The organism is Mycobacterium sp. NPDC003323, from assembly GCF_053589535.1.
Genome location: NZ_JBSFSB010000003.1, coordinates 187,657 through 202,055, shown reverse-complemented (window position 1 = coordinate 202,055; position 14,399 = coordinate 187,657). Strand labels below are relative to the sequence as shown.

At 67.6% G+C, this 14,399-nt stretch carries 16 protein-coding genes; 4 read left to right on the top strand and 12 right to left on the bottom strand.

What is annotated here, in order from left to right; genetic code table 11:
• Together fadA6 and ACWDUN_RS10555 are read left to right on the top strand one after the other, a co-directional pair.
• The gene (gene fadA6 / locus ACWDUN_RS10560) at nucleotides 1–1,161 is read left to right on the top strand and encodes a steroid 3-ketoacyl-CoA thiolase FadA6 (RefSeq protein WP_449928196.1); all 1,161 of its coding nucleotides are present in this window, start codon (nucleotides 1–3) and stop codon (nucleotides 1,159–1,161) included.
• Between the two features lie 72 nt (nucleotides 1,162–1,233).
• On the top strand, nucleotides 1,234–1,659 hold the full coding sequence (locus ACWDUN_RS10555; RefSeq protein ID WP_449928194.1) for a cupin domain-containing protein: 426 nt from the start codon (nucleotides 1,234–1,236) through the stop codon (nucleotides 1,657–1,659).
• A 3-nt stretch (nucleotides 1,660–1,662) separates the two neighbouring features.
• Here the strand turns inward: ACWDUN_RS10555 and ACWDUN_RS10550 are convergent, their stop codons facing one another.
• The 6 genes from ACWDUN_RS10550 to echA20 are packed head-to-tail and all read right to left on the bottom strand — an operon-like array spanning nucleotide 1,663 to nucleotide 7,856.
• Nucleotides 1,663–2,775 carry an NDMA-dependent alcohol dehydrogenase gene (locus tag ACWDUN_RS10550; RefSeq protein ID WP_449928192.1) on the bottom strand — a complete coding sequence of 371 codons (1,113 nt, stop codon included), beginning with the start codon at nucleotides 2,773–2,775 and terminating at the stop codon, nucleotides 1,663–1,665.
• 48 nt (nucleotides 2,776–2,823) lie between these two features.
• A complete protein-coding gene (locus ACWDUN_RS10545; protein WP_449928190.1) occupies nucleotides 2,824–4,368 on the bottom strand; it encodes a phospholipase D family protein in 1,545 nt (514 codons plus the stop codon).
• Between the two features lie 29 nt (nucleotides 4,369–4,397).
• Nucleotides 4,398–5,471 carry a (3aS,4S,5R,7aS)-5-hydroxy-7a-methyl-1-oxo-octahydro-1H-indene-4-carboxyl-CoA dehydrogenase gene (ipdC, locus tag ACWDUN_RS10540; RefSeq protein ID WP_449928188.1) on the bottom strand — a complete coding sequence of 358 codons (1,074 nt, stop codon included), beginning with the start codon at nucleotides 5,469–5,471 and terminating at the stop codon, nucleotides 4,398–4,400.
• 2 nt (nucleotides 5,472–5,473) lie between these two features.
• Complete coding sequence (gene ipdB / locus ACWDUN_RS10535; RefSeq protein ID WP_449928186.1) at nucleotides 5,474–6,223, bottom strand: cholesterol ring-cleaving hydrolase subunit IpdB; 750 nt, start codon at nucleotides 6,221–6,223, stop codon at nucleotides 5,474–5,476.
• Nucleotides 6,220–7,098, bottom strand: a complete 879-nt coding sequence (gene ipdA / locus ACWDUN_RS10530) for a cholesterol ring-cleaving hydrolase subunit IpdA (protein ID WP_449928184.1) — start codon at nucleotides 7,096–7,098, stop codon at nucleotides 6,220–6,222. The genes ipdB and ipdA overlap by 4 nt, the downstream gene beginning before the upstream one ends.
• A 2-nt stretch (nucleotides 7,099–7,100) precedes the next feature.
• On the bottom strand, nucleotides 7,101–7,856 hold the full coding sequence (gene echA20, locus ACWDUN_RS10525) for a (7aS)-7a-methyl-1,5-dioxo-2,3,5,6,7,7a-hexahydro-1H-indene-carboxyl-CoA hydrolase (RefSeq protein ID WP_449928182.1): 756 nt from the start codon (nucleotides 7,854–7,856) through the stop codon (nucleotides 7,101–7,103).
• A gap of 56 nt (nucleotides 7,857–7,912) precedes the next feature.
• Here echA20 and ACWDUN_RS10520 point away from each other — a divergent pair, with 56 nt between their 5' ends.
• Together ACWDUN_RS10520 and ACWDUN_RS10515 are read left to right on the top strand one after the other, a co-directional pair.
• A complete protein-coding gene (locus tag ACWDUN_RS10520; RefSeq protein WP_449928181.1) occupies nucleotides 7,913–8,686 on the top strand; it encodes an SDR family oxidoreductase in 774 nt (257 codons plus the stop codon).
• A 14-nt stretch (nucleotides 8,687–8,700) separates the two neighbouring features.
• Nucleotides 8,701–9,606, top strand: a complete 906-nt coding sequence (locus ACWDUN_RS10515; RefSeq protein ID WP_449928179.1) for an SDR family oxidoreductase — start codon at nucleotides 8,701–8,703, stop codon at nucleotides 9,604–9,606.
• Between the two features lie 12 nt (nucleotides 9,607–9,618).
• Here the strand turns inward: ACWDUN_RS10515 and ACWDUN_RS10510 are convergent, their stop codons facing one another.
• The 6 genes from ACWDUN_RS10510 to ACWDUN_RS10485 all read right to left on the bottom strand — a co-directional run bounded on the left by ACWDUN_RS10510 (nucleotide 9,619) and on the right by ACWDUN_RS10485 (nucleotide 14,328).
• On the bottom strand, nucleotides 9,619–10,062 hold the full coding sequence (locus ACWDUN_RS10510; RefSeq protein WP_449928177.1) for a nitroreductase family deazaflavin-dependent oxidoreductase: 444 nt from the start codon (nucleotides 10,060–10,062) through the stop codon (nucleotides 9,619–9,621).
• 41 nt (nucleotides 10,063–10,103) lie between these two features.
• Complete coding sequence (locus ACWDUN_RS10505) at nucleotides 10,104–10,400, bottom strand: hypothetical protein (protein WP_449928175.1); 297 nt, start codon at nucleotides 10,398–10,400, stop codon at nucleotides 10,104–10,106.
• Nucleotides 10,397–10,921 carry a hypothetical protein gene (locus ACWDUN_RS10500; RefSeq protein WP_449928173.1) on the bottom strand — a complete coding sequence of 175 codons (525 nt, stop codon included), beginning with the start codon at nucleotides 10,919–10,921 and terminating at the stop codon, nucleotides 10,397–10,399. Before ACWDUN_RS10500 ends, ACWDUN_RS10505 begins: the two co-directional genes overlap by 4 nt.
• Nucleotides 10,918–12,243: an EspA/EspE family type VII secretion system effector gene (locus ACWDUN_RS10495; protein ID WP_449928171.1), complete on the bottom strand. Its 1,326-nt coding sequence runs from the start codon at nucleotides 12,241–12,243 to the stop codon at nucleotides 10,918–10,920. Before ACWDUN_RS10495 ends, ACWDUN_RS10500 begins: the two co-directional genes overlap by 4 nt.
• A gap of 53 nt (nucleotides 12,244–12,296) precedes the next feature.
• Complete coding sequence (locus ACWDUN_RS10490) at nucleotides 12,297–13,622, bottom strand: histidine phosphatase family protein (RefSeq protein WP_449928169.1); 1,326 nt, start codon at nucleotides 13,620–13,622, stop codon at nucleotides 12,297–12,299.
• A 94-nt stretch (nucleotides 13,623–13,716) separates the two neighbouring features.
• Complete coding sequence (locus tag ACWDUN_RS10485; protein ID WP_449928806.1) at nucleotides 13,717–14,328, bottom strand: sigma-70 family RNA polymerase sigma factor; 612 nt, start codon at nucleotides 14,326–14,328, stop codon at nucleotides 13,717–13,719.
• Nucleotides 14,329–14,399 lie beyond the last annotated feature (71 nt).

Genomic DNA, 14,399 nt, shown 5'->3' with positions numbered 1-14,399 from the left:
ATGCCTGAGGCCTACGTCATCGATGCCGTCCGGACCGCGGTCGGCAAGCGCAACGGATCGCTGGCCGGCGTGCATCCCGTCGACCTCGGCGCGGCCGCCTGGCGCGGCCTCTTCGACCGCAATGACGTCGACCCCGGCGCCGTCGACGATGTCATCGCCGGCTGCGTCGACGCCGTCGGCGGTCAGGCCGGCAACATCGCCCGGCTGTCCTGGCTGGCCGCGGGCTTCCCCGAGGAGGTCCCCGGTGTCACCGTCGACCGCCAGTGCGGATCCAGCCAGCAGGCCATTTCATTCGGCGCGCAGGCGATCATGTCCGGTACCGCCGAGCTGATCGTGGCCGGCGGCATGCAGAACATGAGTCAGATCCCGATCAGTTCGGCGATGATCGTCGGCAAGGAGTTCGGCCACACGTCGCCGACCAACGAATCCAAGGGCTGGCTGCACCGCTACGGCGACCAGGAGATCTCGCAGTTCCGCGGCTCCGAACTGATCGCCGAGAAGTGGAACCTGTCGCGCGAGGACATGGAGCAGTACGCGCTGACCAGCCACCAGCGCGCCCGAGAAGCCATCCGTGCAGGCTATTTCGAGAACGAGATCATCCCGGTCCAGACCGATGGGGCCGGCTTCGTCACCGACGAGGGCCCGCGGGAGACCACGCTGGAGAAGATGGCCGGCCTCAAGACCCTCGTCGAGGGCGGCCGGCTGACCGCCGCGATGGCCAGCCAGATCTCCGACGGTGCCAGCGCGGTGCTGCTGGCGTCCGAGGGTGCGGTCAAGGCGCACGGCCTCAAGCCGCGTGCCCGCATCCACCACATCAGCGCACGTGGTGACGACCCGGTGTTCATGCTCACCGGCCCCATCCCGGCCACCCATTACGCGTTGCAGAAGACCGGTCTGTCGATCGAGGACATCGACACCGTCGAGATCAACGAGGCCTTCGCGCCGGTGGTGCAGGCCTGGCTGAAGGAGACCGGCGCCGACCCGGCCAAGGTGAACCCGAGCGGTGGCGCGATCGCGCTCGGCCACCCGCTCGGTGCCACCGGCGCGAAGCTGTTCGCCACCATGCTCAACACCCTGGAGCGCACCGGCGGACGCTACGGGCTGCAGACCATGTGCGAGGGCGGCGGCACCGCCAACGTCACCATCATCGAACGGCTCTGATCAATTTCGGCGATGACTCCCATCAATCCTCATCGTTGGACTTGATCAAGCGCGGCGGGTGTCATGGAGTGCATGAAGCACTCACTGAAGCGTCTCACCGGAATCGCCGTGCTGGCCGTCGTCACCGGCACCGCCTGCGCGTTGGAGGCGGGGGTGGCGTCTGCCGACCCGCTGCCGACGGCGGGCGTGACGATGACCGAACTCCAGCGGGTTCCCGCACCCCAACCCGGATTCGAGATCGTGCAGACCCGCACCGAGATCCCGGTCGGCACCCGGTCGGGTCGGCACGCGCACCCCGGCCCGGAGATCGGCTATATCGTCGCCGGCGATGTCGAGTTCCGCTTCGACGACCGGCCGCCGCTGCACGTGCAGGCCGGACAACCGTTCCAGATCCCGGCCAACACCGTGCATGACGCGTTCAACGTCGGCACGGTGCGCACGCTGATGCTGTCCACCTACGTCATCCCCACCGGGCAACCCCTGGTGCAGATGCACTGACCGTCAATGGTCGTGCAGGATCACCCCGCGGATGTTGCGGCCGTCGCGCATGTCCTGGTAGCCCTCGTTGACCTCGGCGAGTTTGTACTCGTGGGTGACGGTCTCGTCGAGCAGCAACTTGCCCTCGCGGTACAGCGACAGCAGGCGCGGAATGTCCGCGCGCGGGTTGGCCTCGCCGTAGAGGCTGCCGAGCAGCCGCTTCTGGAACAGCGTGAACATCATCATGCCGAGGGTGGGGGAGTTGTCGGCCATCGTCGACAGTGCCGTCATCACCACCGCACCGCCCTTGCGGACGATGTTGGCGGCATCCTCGAGCATCGCGCCCTCCAGCAGGCCCACGGTCAGGATGGCCGAATCGGCCATCACGCCGCGGGTCAGCTCGGCGACCAGCGCGGTGGCCTCTTCCAGTGAGGTGACGAAGTGGGTGGCGCCGAACCGGAAAGCCAAGTCCCGCTTCGATTCCACCGGCTCCACCACGACGATCTTCTCGGCGCCTGCCAGTCGGGCGCCCTGGATGGCGCCGCTGCCGATGCCGCCCAGGCCGATCACCACCACCGTGTCCCCGGGTGACACATCGGCGGTGTTGACCGCCGAGCCCCAGCCCGTGGTCACACCGCAGCCGAGCAGGCAGGCCCGCGACAGCGGGATATCGTCGTCGATCTTGACGATGGATGCCTCGGGCACGGTGCCGTACTGGGAGAAGGTGCCCACCAGGGCCATCACGCCGACATCCTGACCGCGGACATGGCGGCGGTAGGTGCCGTCGAGTTGGGTGCCGGCCATGATCATCGCGCCGAGATCGCACAGGTTCTGATGCCCGGTCGAACAGAACCGGCAACGACCGCAGGCGGGCAGGAACGATGCCACCACATGGTCGCCGGGAGCCAGTCCGATGACTCCCGGCCCGACCTCGCGGACGATGCCGGCACCCTCGTGGCCGCCGATCAGCGGCAGCGGGGCCGGCAGGTCTCCGGTGCGGATGTGCTCATCGGAATGGCACAGGCCGGTGGCCTCCCAGGACACCAGCACCTCACCGGCACCCGGCGGGTCCAGGTCGATCTCCTCGACCGTCCAGTCGCCGCCGTACTCCCACAGAATCGCCGCATTGGTCTTCATGGGCTGAGCGTAGGAAAGACGAACATCGACCGTGGCGGATTGGCCCGATCACCAACGGCCGCGCAGCCGGTCGCGATAATTGCGGCCGTCGGGGTCGTAGAACATCCGGTATGCCGGCTCCGCCCACAGCCGGGTCAACCGGCGCAGGGGTTCGGGTCGATGGGTCCGCAGCCGCCCCGGCGGACGCGGCCCCCTGCAGTCCGAGTCGTACCAGGCGTCGAGGTTGGCGGCCGACTCGACGATCTCGGCCACCGCAGTTCGAGGGTCGGCCAAACCACCGTCCGCGCTGCCGTCCGGCGCACGGTCCAGGTGTTCGCGCAGCAACCGCAACCGCAGATCACGGGCGAACAGTCCCTCGGAATCCAGCACTGCGCAGGACAATTCGCTGTCGTGCGTCCAGGAGCGCCGGTTGAAGTTGTCACTGCCGACGCTGGCCCAGATGTCGTCCACGATGCACACCTTGGCGTGCACGTACACCGGCGTGCCGGCCTGGTTCTCGACATCGAACACGTGCACCCGGCCCGGTCCGGCCCGGCTGCAGATCTGCACGGCCTCATGTCTGCCGATCTGATTCGGCGGCAGTGACCATCGGCCGTCGACATCGGGGTGCCGCGGTACCACCACCACCAGCTGCAGGTCCAGGTTGTCCCGCAGCGCCGTGGCGAACAACTGTGCCACCCGTTTCGACCACAGGTACTGGTCCTCCAGGTAGATCAGCCGGCGGGCCCGGCGTACCGCCTTGCTGTACCCGCGGGCGATGCTGCGCTCACCGGTCGGCGCGAAGTCATACTCGAAATATCCGTCGGGGTAGGTGCGCAACACCTGCACCGCATGCGGGCCGCACGGGGGTGGGTCGGGCGGCTGGTCGGGAAGCTCGCCGGCGTCCAGATCCGCACCGCGCAATCTGTCCCGCAGATACGCGATGGGGTTGAGTGTGTCCAGCGGTGCGGGATCATTCCAACGTTCCCGGAACGACAGATCCAGCGCACCGACGACGGGACCGCGCACCTGCAACTGCACGTCGTGCCAGGGCGGGTGCTCGCCGTAACAGGTGGCCATCCGCACCGCCTGCCGGTCCCCGCGATGCGACGCGTCATCGCGACGGGAGTGGCACAGATCGATCCCGCCGGCGAACGCGATATCGCGCTCGGGCTCGCCGGGGTGGCGGATCACCACCAGCTTCTGGTGGTGTGACCCGCCGAAGCGGACGCGTTGGTCGAGCAGCACCTCGCCGCCGGCCTTTTCGATCGTCTCGCCGAGGTGCTGGTTCTCCTCCTCGCTGTAGGCGAACTTGTCCAGATGCGAGCGCCACATCAGCCCCTTGACCACGACACCGCGTTCGGCGGCGCGGCAGAACAGGTCACCGATCGTCGGGCCGTCATCGCGCAGCAACTGGTCGGGATCACCGCGCCAGTCGGTGAAGAAGACGTAGTCACCGGCGCGCAGGGACTCGACCTCGGTGACCAGGCGGTCGAAGTAACTGGATCCGTGGATCAGCGGTTCGGCCAGGTTGCCCTCGCACCAGGCGGGCAGTCGCGTATGCGGGTTACCGCGCTCCTGCGCGGTCAGGAACCACTGCGCCAAATCGGGCATCTGTAGGCAGTACCCGAAAAGCGACGGTGTCAGTCGGCGATGAAGCCCGCGGCCTTCCTGAGCTGCTCGACGGCCTCGTCGACGATGCGGGGCACCAGTTCGGCGCAGCTCGGCAGGTCGTCGAGGATGCCGGCCACCTGGCCGGATGCCAGCACACCGGCGTCGGTGTTGCCCTCGACGAGACCGGCCTTGAGCAGCATGGGGGTGTTGGCGGCCATGATGACCTGCGACCAGGTGAGATCCTTGCCGTGCCGCATGGCCAGGCCGTCGGTGATCATCGACTTCCACGTCATGCCGGACAGCTTCTTGAACTTCTGGGCGTTGCCCACCGCGGCGGTGAATCCGCGCACCGGCGAACCGCTTTCCAGCTTCTCGACCAGGCCGGTGCGCAGCACCCGGTGCGGCATCCCGTCGACCCGAGTGGACACCACGGTGCCGTCGAGTGCGGCCTGCAGGTAGCGCTGTTTCACCGCGTCGGGCACCGTCGAGTCCGACGTCAGCAGGAAACGCGTGCCCATCGCGACGCCGGCGGCGCCGTAGGACAGCGCCGCGGCCAGGCCGCGGCCGTCGAAGAAGCCGCCCGCGGCCACCACCGGCATCCCGGTGTCGGCGACGGCGTCCAGCACCGACGGCAGCAACAGGGTGGTGGCGATCGGACCGGTGTGCCCGCCGCCCTCACCGCCCTGCACGATCACCGCGTCCGCTCCCCAGCCGGCGACCTTCTTGGCGTGTTTGGCCAACCCGACCGACGGAATGACCACCACCCCGGCGTCTTTGAGCTTGGCGATCAGGTCGGGCTTGGGGGCCAGGGCGAAGGAGGCGACTTTGACCCCTTCGCGGATCAGGAGGTCGACGCGGTCGTTCGCGTCGCCGGCGTCGGCACGGATGTTGATGCCGAACGGTTTGTCGGTCGCGGCCTTGACCTTGGTGACGGCGGCCTGCAGTTCGGCCAGGGTCATGGTCGCCGAGGCCAGGATGCCCAGGCCGCCGGCGTTGGAGGTGGCCGCCACCAACCGGGCGCCGGCCACCCATCCCATCCCGGTCTGCACGACGGGGTACTCGATGCCGACCAGCTCGGTCAGCGGCGTGACCAATTTCGCCATCTTTAAACCTTGACCTCTTTGTCCCGCAGCGACTTCGGATCGATCACCTCACGCAGCAGCCGCTGCTCCTCGGCATCCGGCAGCCGGGTGGTCTCGGCCTCGGCCAGTCCGTGCACCTCGAACGAGGTGTTCTCGGCGACCTGCTCGGCCTGGACACCGGGGTGCAGCGAGACCGCGCGCATCTGGTGGTCGGGACCGTTGAAGTCGAACACGCCGAGGTTGGTGACGACGCGGTGGATGTTGGCGAAGCGGTACGCCGGATTGGCCGGATCGATCTTGTCCCAACCGATTCCGGACACGATGTCGACGGCGTCGGTGAACACCCGCTTGGAGTGGTTGCCGACGAAATAGCTGGTGGCATGGTTGATGGTGTTGCCCGGTGCGCCGCGGACACCGAACATCTGCCGGGTCGGGTGTCGGATGGGCCCGAACGCGGACAGGTTCTGGTTGCCGTACCGGTCGATCTGGTTGGCACCCATGACCACATGACGCTTACCCCAGGCCAGGGTCTCGAAGACCCGGCCGAACGGCATCCACCCCTCGATGGCGGCCGGTGCCCCGATGGCCGGGGTGTCGGCGATGATGCGGGCCTCGCCATCGGTCAGCACGATGTCGGGGGAGAAGGTCAGCCGGGCCAACCGGGCCCCGACACCGACGATGGTGGTCATCGGGGAAACCATGATCTCGCCTGCGTCGCGGAACAATTCGGCGCACGCGACGGCGCACACCTCGGCACGGGTCACGGACATCATTTCGCGGCCTCCTTGGCGTCCTCTGCGAACTTGCGAACCGCGGCCTGGTAATCGGCCTCACTGCCGGACAGGTAGGTCGCGACGAAATCGGCCCAGGTCTCGTCGGAACCGGCGGCCTCGGCGTAGTGGCGCTGGAACTTCTCGTCGCGCTTGTGGTCGGGCTCGTTGGTGGTGAAATGCGCGCCGCCCGGCGCCTCGACCACGGTGTCGACCATCATCCGGTTGATCAGCATCTGCTGCGGGACAACAGACTTCACGAGCTCTTCGGTGGAAACCACTTTCTCCACGCTGAGGAAGCGACGTTCGGCGGACATCAGGAACAGATCGTCGAAGTAGGGATCGATACCGGTGTAGGCGGCGTTGCCCCGCTCGTCGCCGAGGTTCATGTGCACGAAGGCGGCGTCCAGGTTCAGCGCGGGCATCGCGATGAGTTCCTGGTCGTCGTAGGGAGATTTGACGGTCTTGAGCTCGTCGCCCCAGAAGGCGCGCACATCGCTGCCCAGTCCGGCCCGGATCGGCAGGAACGGCAGTCGCTGGGCGGCGGCCTGAAGGCCGCACCGCAACATCCCCTCGTCCATCTCGCGGGCCTCGATCGCGCCGCTGGTGCGGGCCTTGGCGAACCACGGGTCGTAGAACGGCGGCGAGTCCAATGAGACGAAGCCGTAGTAGACGCGCTTGACCTTGCCCGCCGAGCACAGCAGGCCCAGATCGGGCCCGCCGTAGGTCACCACGGTCAGATCCGTGACGTCGGTGCGCAGCAGCGCGCGGATGAACGCCATCGGCTTGCGTCGCGAGCCCCAGCCACCGATGCCGATCGTCATGCCGCTCTCGATCGAGGCGACGGCCTCATCCAGCGTTGTCCTCTTGTCTGCCATAGCTACTTCGACCCCTTCTCGGTGCCGGCGAACGCGTCGCGGTGTTCGTCGGAGACGCCCGCGAGATTGAGTTCGAAGGTGAAGCCCTGCTCCATCCGGTAGCGGGCGTTGACCGGCTGGACGTCGATGAAGTTCAGCGCCTCCTTGGCGGCGCGGATCACCCGGGTGTCCTTGGAGGCGATATCGCGGGCCACCCGCAGCGCGGCCTCGTCGAGATCGGCGCGCGGGACCACCTCGTGCACCGAGCCGAAATGGTGCAGCGTTTCGGCGGGCACGGTGGCGGCGGTGAAGAACAACCGGCGCATCAGATGCTGGGGTACCAGCCGGGACAGGTGTGTGGCCGCGCCCAGGGCGCCGCGCTCGACTTCGGGTAGGCCGAACTTGGCGTCGTCGGAGGCGACGATCACGTCGGCGTTGCCGACCAGCCCGATACCGCCGCCGACGCAGAAGCCGTTGACCGCAGCGACGACCGGGACCTCGCACTCGTAGACGGCCCGGAAGGCGTGGTAGCAGCCACGATTCGCGTCGATCAGCGCGGTGAAGCCCTCGGTGTTCTGCATCTCCTTGATGTCGACGCCGGCGTTGAAGCCGCGGCCCTCGGCCCGCAGGATCACCACGTGGGTGCTGCGATCGCGCCCGGCTGCGGTGATGGCGTCGCCCAGTTCGAACCAGCCGCGCGACGGGATGGCGTTGACGGGCGGGTAGTTCACGGTCACCGAGACGATGCCCGGTTCGACTGTCGTGGTGGTGATCGTCATGTCACTCCCTGGTGGGGTCGCTACCTAAGCAAGCACTTGCTTGGTACGCTAGCACAGTGACCGATGCGGCTGGAATCAATCTGCAACTGGGCGGCCGGGTGGTCCTGGTGACCGGTGGGGTGCGCGGTGTCGGCCTGGGCATCAGCGATGTCTTCGCCGCCCAGGGCGCCACCGTGGTGACCTGTGCGCGCCGACCCGGGGACGGATCTCCGCATGAGTTCCACTCCTGCGACATCCGCGATGACGACGCCGTCAAGGCGCTGATCGCGACGATCCTCGACAGGCACGGCCGCATCGATGTGGTCGTCAACAACGCCGGTGGATCTCCGTATGTCCTCGCCGCGGATGCGTCGGCGAAGTTCAGCACCAAGATCATCGAGCTGAATCTGATCGGCGCACTGTCGGTGTCCACGCACGCCAACGCGGTCATGCAGAACCAGGACGGTGGCGGCAGCATCATCAACATCTCCAGTGTCAGCGGGCACCGGCCGACCCCGGGCACCGCGGCCTACGGCGCGGCCAAGGCCGGTATCGACAACCTCACCTCGACGTTGGCCGTCGAATGGGCACCCCGGGTACGGGTGAACTCCGTCGTCGTCGGAATGGTCGAGACCGAGCAGTCCGAGCTGTTCTACGGTGATGCCGAATCCATCGCGGCCATCTCCCGCAACGTCCCGCTGGGCCGATTGGCCAAGCCCGACGATATCGGTTGGGCCACCGCGTTTCTGGCGTCCCCGGCGGCCTCCTATATCAGCGGCGCCTCACTCGAGGTGCACGGCGGTGGCGAGCCGCCGCACTATCTGTCGACCACCACAGCTGACATCAAGTAGAGGGAGATACACCAATGGGTTTGCTCGACGGCCGGGTAGTCATCGTGACGGGCGCCGGCGGCGGGATCGGACGGGCGCACGCGCTGGCCTTCGCCGCCGAGGGTGCGCGGGTCGTGGTCAACGATATCGGTGTCGGCCTCGACGGCTCACCCGCCGGCGGGGGGAGCGCGGCCCAGGGTGTCGTCGACGAGATCACCGCCGCCGGAGGCGAAGCCGTCACCAGCGGCGCCAACGTCGCGGACTGGTCGCAGGCCGAGGGACTGATCCAGACCGCCATCGACAGCTTCGGCACGTTGGATGTCCTGGTCAACAACGCCGGCATCGTCCGGGACCGGATGTTCGTCAACGCCACCGAGGACGAGTTCGACGCCGTCACCGCGGTGCATCTCAAGGGTCACTTCGCCACCATGAAGCATGCCGGGGCGTACTGGCGGGCACAGTCCAAGGCGGGCAAGGCCGTCGACGCCCGCATCATCAACACCAGCTCCGGTGCCGGGCTGCAGGGCAGCGTCGGGCAGGCCACCTACAGTGCGGCCAAGGCGGGTATCGCCGCGCTCACCCTGGTTGCCGCGGCCGAGATGGGCCGAATCGGCGTCACCGCCAACGCGATTGCCCCGTCGGCGCGCACCCGGATGACTGAGACGGTGTTCGCGGACATGATGGCCACGCAGGACGCCGAATTCGACGCGATGGCCCCGGAGAACGTCTCCCCGCTGGTGGTGTGGCTGGGCAGCGTCGAATCCCGGGAGGTCACCGGCCGGGTCTTCGAGGTCGAGGGCGGCATCATCCGGGTCGCCGAGGGCTGGGCCCGCGGCGGCGAGATCGACAAGGGTGCCCGCTGGGATCCGGCCGAGCTCGGCCCCGTCGTCAGCGACCTGCTGGCCAAGTCACGCACACCGCTGCCGGTCTTCGGCGCCTGACCCGCACCGGCATCATCGCGGTTCGCAGACCACGAGCGGGATGACGCGGTCGGCGGCCTCGCGGTATCCGCGGTAGGGCGGGTACATCCGGGTCAGCCTGGGCCAGAATAGATTCCGTTCCTCCGGTGTCGCGTCCCTGGCCAGCATGTCGCGCTTGTCGGAGCCGTACTGCACCTGGACAGCCGGGTCGTCCTTGATGTTGAGGTACCAGGCCGGGTCATGATCGCGCCCGCCGAATGACGCCGGCAGCACGATGCGGTCGCCATCGCGCAGGCACAGGGTGGCGGTCACCCGCTCCTGCCCGCTGCGCCGTCCGGTGGTGGTGATCAGCGCCGCCGGCAGCCAGCCGAGACGTGAGCCGATCACCCCATCGGTCTTCTGGTAGGCCCACACGTGTGCCCGGGCGAAGTTCTTCATCGTCCACGCCAGCAGCCCCGAGTTCCGAACATCGACCATGCCGGTGTTGTTGCCCCGAACTGCCGCGAGGCAAACTCCGGCTAATGTACGTACAGTGCCGCGTACAGCAGTGCCGTGACCGCGATGAAGACCACCAGGCATCGTCGCAACGCCCGCCTGCGGTGCTCGACGGGAAACGCCGCGGGCAGCACCACGGTGAACAGCAAACCGGCGATCAGCCCGACGACGGTGCCGAACATCAGCGCGTAGCCGTGTGGATCGACGGCCGGATCCGCCGAGAAGCCGGACCGCGCAACCATATACATGCACAGCAGCCACAGCAGGCCCGCTGTCGAACCGAGCAGACCGGCGACGGCCCGCGCGATGACCGATGTCACTTCGAGGCGGGATCGTCGGTGCAGACCGTCAGCAGCGACCTGCGGTTCTGCTCGGCGACCTGATCGGGGTTGAGCCAGCCGATTCCCTCAAAGTAGAAGGTGTCCTCGGAGTGCGCGGTTGATCCGTCGATGACCTCGGCGATACTCGTCGGTGTCGAACCGGAACCCTGCGGCGACGTGACGATGAGGGTGACCTCTTCCGCGGTGCGCCAGTCGAATCCGTGCGGCAGTCCTTCGGCGACCTCCAGTTCGCCATACGGGCCTCCCACCGTCAGGTACTCGACCTCGGCGGCGCCACCACCGCGGGGTTCCAGGGTCAGGCGGCCGGCGTCGGGAGTGAACAGCACGACCACGCGCGACACGTCGCTACACGGGCTGCCCGTGGACAGGTGCAGCTTTCCGTCGGTGACCCGGGCACCGAACACCGGTGGCAGGGAGGCGGCGTCGGGATCCGGGCCCACCACATGGCAGCCCGACACAAACGTGCCGGCGAGAGCGGTGGCCAGCAGCCGCCGAATCACTTGTAACCTCCGTCGCCGAGACCCGCCTCTTCCTCGATGCCGGCAGAATCGGTGGCCACGGCCCACAGCATCCCGAAGTAGCCCTTATCCGCCCATTGCCGCGAGTGGATCTCCTCGTGGTGCAGCAGCCGATCCAGGTCGAGTCGCCCCGCGACGGGATTCCCGTCCGCACCGATGCCTCGGGAGACACCGGATTCCACCATCGCGCGTAACTGCTCGCCCGGGTTGTGCCCGTGGTCGATGTTCTCCATGAAGATGTCACCCCAGGCGGTGCCGCCCCGCCAACTGAACTGGTCCTGCAGCCAATTTCCGCCCATGCCCATCAGCATGCCGTTCGGGGTGGTCATCAGCGCGCCGTCGGCGTCCAGGATGAATGGGACGTCGTCGTCATAGGTCCACGAGTTGGCGGCCTGCCGGTCGATGATGCGCTGCACCTCGTCGGCCGAGTAGGGCTCGGGAATGAAGTCGTTCGGTGTGCCTTCGCCGTAGTCGGTGCCGGCGTTGAAGATGTAGGTCATCAGTACCGCCTTGCGGGCATCCTCACCCGACGTGCCATTGGGAAGCTGGAAGAACGTCTTACCGTCGGGATCCTTGACCCGTTGCATGCCGGACAACACGTCGAAGCTCGACGGTGTGATGTCGTGCCGACGGGCGATGTCGACGATGGTCTCCGGCGGGAGGCCCTGGCGCTCCGCGTTGTGCAGCCACTCCCTGTACAGGCCCTCCGGTGGCGGTCCACTCAGCAGTCCCGCGTCCCGCAGTGCCCGCTCGTACGGGGCCGATGGTTCGTGTTTTGCATCGGTGTCGGGCTGGTCCCGGCCGCCGAACTTCTGATCGCCGAGAGTGATGTACTCGTCGCCGAGCGTCCGGATCGTCGCCCCGATGGCGTCGAGCTCGCGGTTCGAGCTGAGCACGATATCGCTGACCTCGCCGATGCCCTTGCTGACGATCGGCACCAGCATGCGCTCGCCTGCGGGATTGCGCGGGACCGACGCGGCGGCATCGGTGACCCATCGGCGTACCTCGTCAAGGCCGGTGCGTCCGGCGCTGACCACGCGCGCCGACATGTCGATCTGGTCTCTCAGCCGTCGATCGAGATCGGCCAACGCGCCGATCACTCGGCGGTGTTCGTTGTTGACGGCGTCATAAGCGGAGGCGGCCGTGCCGGTCCAACGCGCACCGGGTGCGGCCGCATCGAGCCGTTGCTGCAGGGCGGTCAGCGCAACGCTCTGGTCGAAGCCGCTGCCGTCCTGCGGGACGCCCTGACCGAAGGTGTTGCGCGCGTTCGACCACGTCGACAGGAACGCGTCGAGCACACCCATGTGGATCAGTCTTGCACGCCGGCGCGACGGTCGGACGCAGCAATTACAGGCGGTCAGGCCGCCTTGTCGGTGCCATTGTCGGTGCCATTGTCGGAGTCGTCGGCGGAGTTGTCGGCGGTGAAGTCGGCCGCCGACGTCGCGTTGTCCTGCTCGGCCTTCTCCGGCTTGTCGAGCGACTCGGTGTCGGTGCCGGCCTTGTCGGTGGTCACATCGGTGTCGTCGGTCGCCTCCGCCGCGTCCTTCGTGTCCACCGCCCGCAACGCGGGATTGCCCGCGGTCCGACTGGTGCGCACCTTCCGCCCGGGCTCGGCTTGCTCGGCCGGCCGAAGCGACGGCGACTCCTCGGTGTGCTGCTCGGGCTCAGGGTCGACGGCGACCGGCTCCGTCGCCGCGGCCCGAGCGGTCGGCGCCGGTGCCTGCTCGGGTTCGGGAGCCACAGCCCGCGGTCGGGGTCGCACGATATCGCCGACGGCCTGCACCACATCGCGCACCACCGCGGCGGCGAATCTGGTCGGTGCCCTCAGCACGTCACCGACACCGTCCCGCACAGCCTTGGCGATCGCGCCGATATCGCCGGTGCGGAAGGCCTGCACCACGTCGTACACCGCGGCCTGCGGTGTCACCACCAGGTCGCGGACGTTGACGAACAGTTTGGTGCCCAGCGACGCGGGCCCGACCTCGCGGCCGGCCCAGGACTTCAGCGTCCAGCCCTCCTCGGTGCTGCCGTCGACGACCACCACGTCGGTGTTCTGCAACCGGTGGGTGAGCATCAGCAGCAGGTCCGGATTGTCGACGTTCATCATGGTCCAGAACATGATCGTCGCGGCATGGGAGAACACCACCGGGTTCTGCGCCCCGGACTCCTCGACCACTTGCAACGCCTCGTCGACGCGGGCGTCGAAGGTGTTGCCGTCGGCGCCGCCGGGAATCGGGACCGATCGCAGTCCCACCGTCCACAACGCCGGCGCGAACACGTACCCGATGCCGCCGAGCCCAGCATCCGAGGAGCCCTCGAACCAGCCCGCATTGATCTCGCGGAAGCCCGGCAGGACCGTCGGCGTCAGTCCGGTGGCGGCCGCGAACGGCGCCGCAGTTTGCGTGGTGCGCACCATGTTCGAGGCATAGATGGCGTCATAGGCCACACCGTTGCCGGCCAGCGCCGCCGCCACCGCCTCCGACTGCGCCTGACCCAACGTGGTCAGCGGCGCGCCAGGGATCGAGTTGTCGATGGTGTGCGAGGCGTTGGCTTCTGACTCGCCGTGCCGGACGAACGTCACCGTCAGCGCGGCGGCCGGCAGGGCGGTGACGATGAACAACACCGCCGCGGTCAGCACCGCGAACAGGAGTTCCAGTGACCGCCGACGTGCCCCGATGACCATCGGATCACCCTAGCGAGCCGGCACGGATCACAGATGAAGATCCGCAGAACAGCGGTGGTCACCCGGACCGGCGTGCAACATCATCGATGCGGGACTATCCCGCGTGCCGGTGAGCCCGTCCGTACCCGTTGGCGACGGCGATGTCCGCCAGCAGGTCACGAAGCCGGCAACGACCGCGGTGAATACGTGACATGACGGTTCCCAGCGGTGTGCCCATGATCGCACCGATCTCCTTATAGCCCAGTCCCTCGACATCGGCGTAGTACACCGCCATCCGGAAGGTCACGGGCAGAGTGTCCAGAGCGTTCCTGATGTTGTCGTCGGGCAACGACTCCAGTACTTCCACCTCCGCGGACCGCAATGCTCTGGGCGAACGCCCGGCCTCGGCACCCAGCTGCCGGTCGTCGAACTTCTCGAGGAACAGTTCGGCGGGGCGGCGCATCCGCTTGCGGTAACCGTTGATGTGGGCATTGGTCTGAATTCGGTACAGCCAGGCCTTGAGGTTGGTTCCTGGTTCAAACGTCCCGAAACTTGCGTATGCCCGCACCATGGTCTCCTGCACCAGGTCTTCGGCGTCGGCACGGTGGCGGGTCATCCGCATGGCCGCACCGAAGAGCGTGTCCAACAGCGGGATCACGTCGCGCTCGAAACGCGCTGTCCGTTCGGCATCGGTCTCGTCCGATGCCCGCGTGTGGTGGCTCCCGATGTCCTGTGGTGCAACAGTTTCGAGATTGTTCACATCGACCTCCGTTTGCGGTCGGGGTTTTTCCCGTGTCA

What these genes read in the sequence shown, in the direction of transcription:
- fadA6 (WP_449928196.1), top strand. Translation starts at nt 1, where the DNA reads ATGCCTGAGGCCTACGTCATCGATGCCGTCCGGACCGCGGTCGGCAAG.
- ACWDUN_RS10555 (WP_449928194.1), top strand. Translation starts at nt 1,234, where the DNA reads ATGAAGCACTCACTGAAGCGTCTCACCGGAATCGCCGTGCTGGCCGTC.
- ACWDUN_RS10550 (WP_449928192.1), bottom strand. Translation starts at nt 2,775, where the DNA reads ATGAAGACCAATGCGGCGATTCTGTGGGAGTACGGCGGCGACTGGACG.
- ACWDUN_RS10545 (WP_449928190.1), bottom strand. Translation starts at nt 4,368, where the DNA reads ATGCCCGATTTGGCGCAGTGGTTCCTGACCGCGCAGGAGCGCGGTAAC.
- ipdC (WP_449928188.1), bottom strand. Translation starts at nt 5,471, where the DNA reads ATGGCGAAATTGGTCACGCCGCTGACCGAGCTGGTCGGCATCGAGTAC.
- ipdB (WP_449928186.1), bottom strand. Translation starts at nt 6,223, where the DNA reads ATGATGTCCGTGACCCGTGCCGAGGTGTGCGCCGTCGCGTGCGCCGAA.
- ipdA (WP_449928184.1), bottom strand. Translation starts at nt 7,098, where the DNA reads ATGGCAGACAAGAGGACAACGCTGGATGAGGCCGTCGCCTCGATCGAG.
- echA20 (WP_449928182.1), bottom strand. Translation starts at nt 7,856, where the DNA reads ATGACGATCACCACCACGACAGTCGAACCGGGCATCGTCTCGGTGACC.
- ACWDUN_RS10515 (WP_449928179.1), top strand. Translation starts at nt 8,701, where the DNA reads ATGGGTTTGCTCGACGGCCGGGTAGTCATCGTGACGGGCGCCGGCGGC.
- ACWDUN_RS10510 (WP_449928177.1), bottom strand. Translation starts at nt 10,062, where the DNA reads ATGGTCGATGTTCGGAACTCGGGGCTGCTGGCGTGGACGATGAAGAAC.
- ACWDUN_RS10495 (WP_449928171.1), bottom strand. Translation starts at nt 12,243, where the DNA reads ATGGGTGTGCTCGACGCGTTCCTGTCGACGTGGTCGAACGCGCGCAAC.
- ACWDUN_RS10490 (WP_449928169.1), bottom strand. Translation starts at nt 13,622, where the DNA reads ATGGTCATCGGGGCACGTCGGCGGTCACTGGAACTCCTGTTCGCGGTG.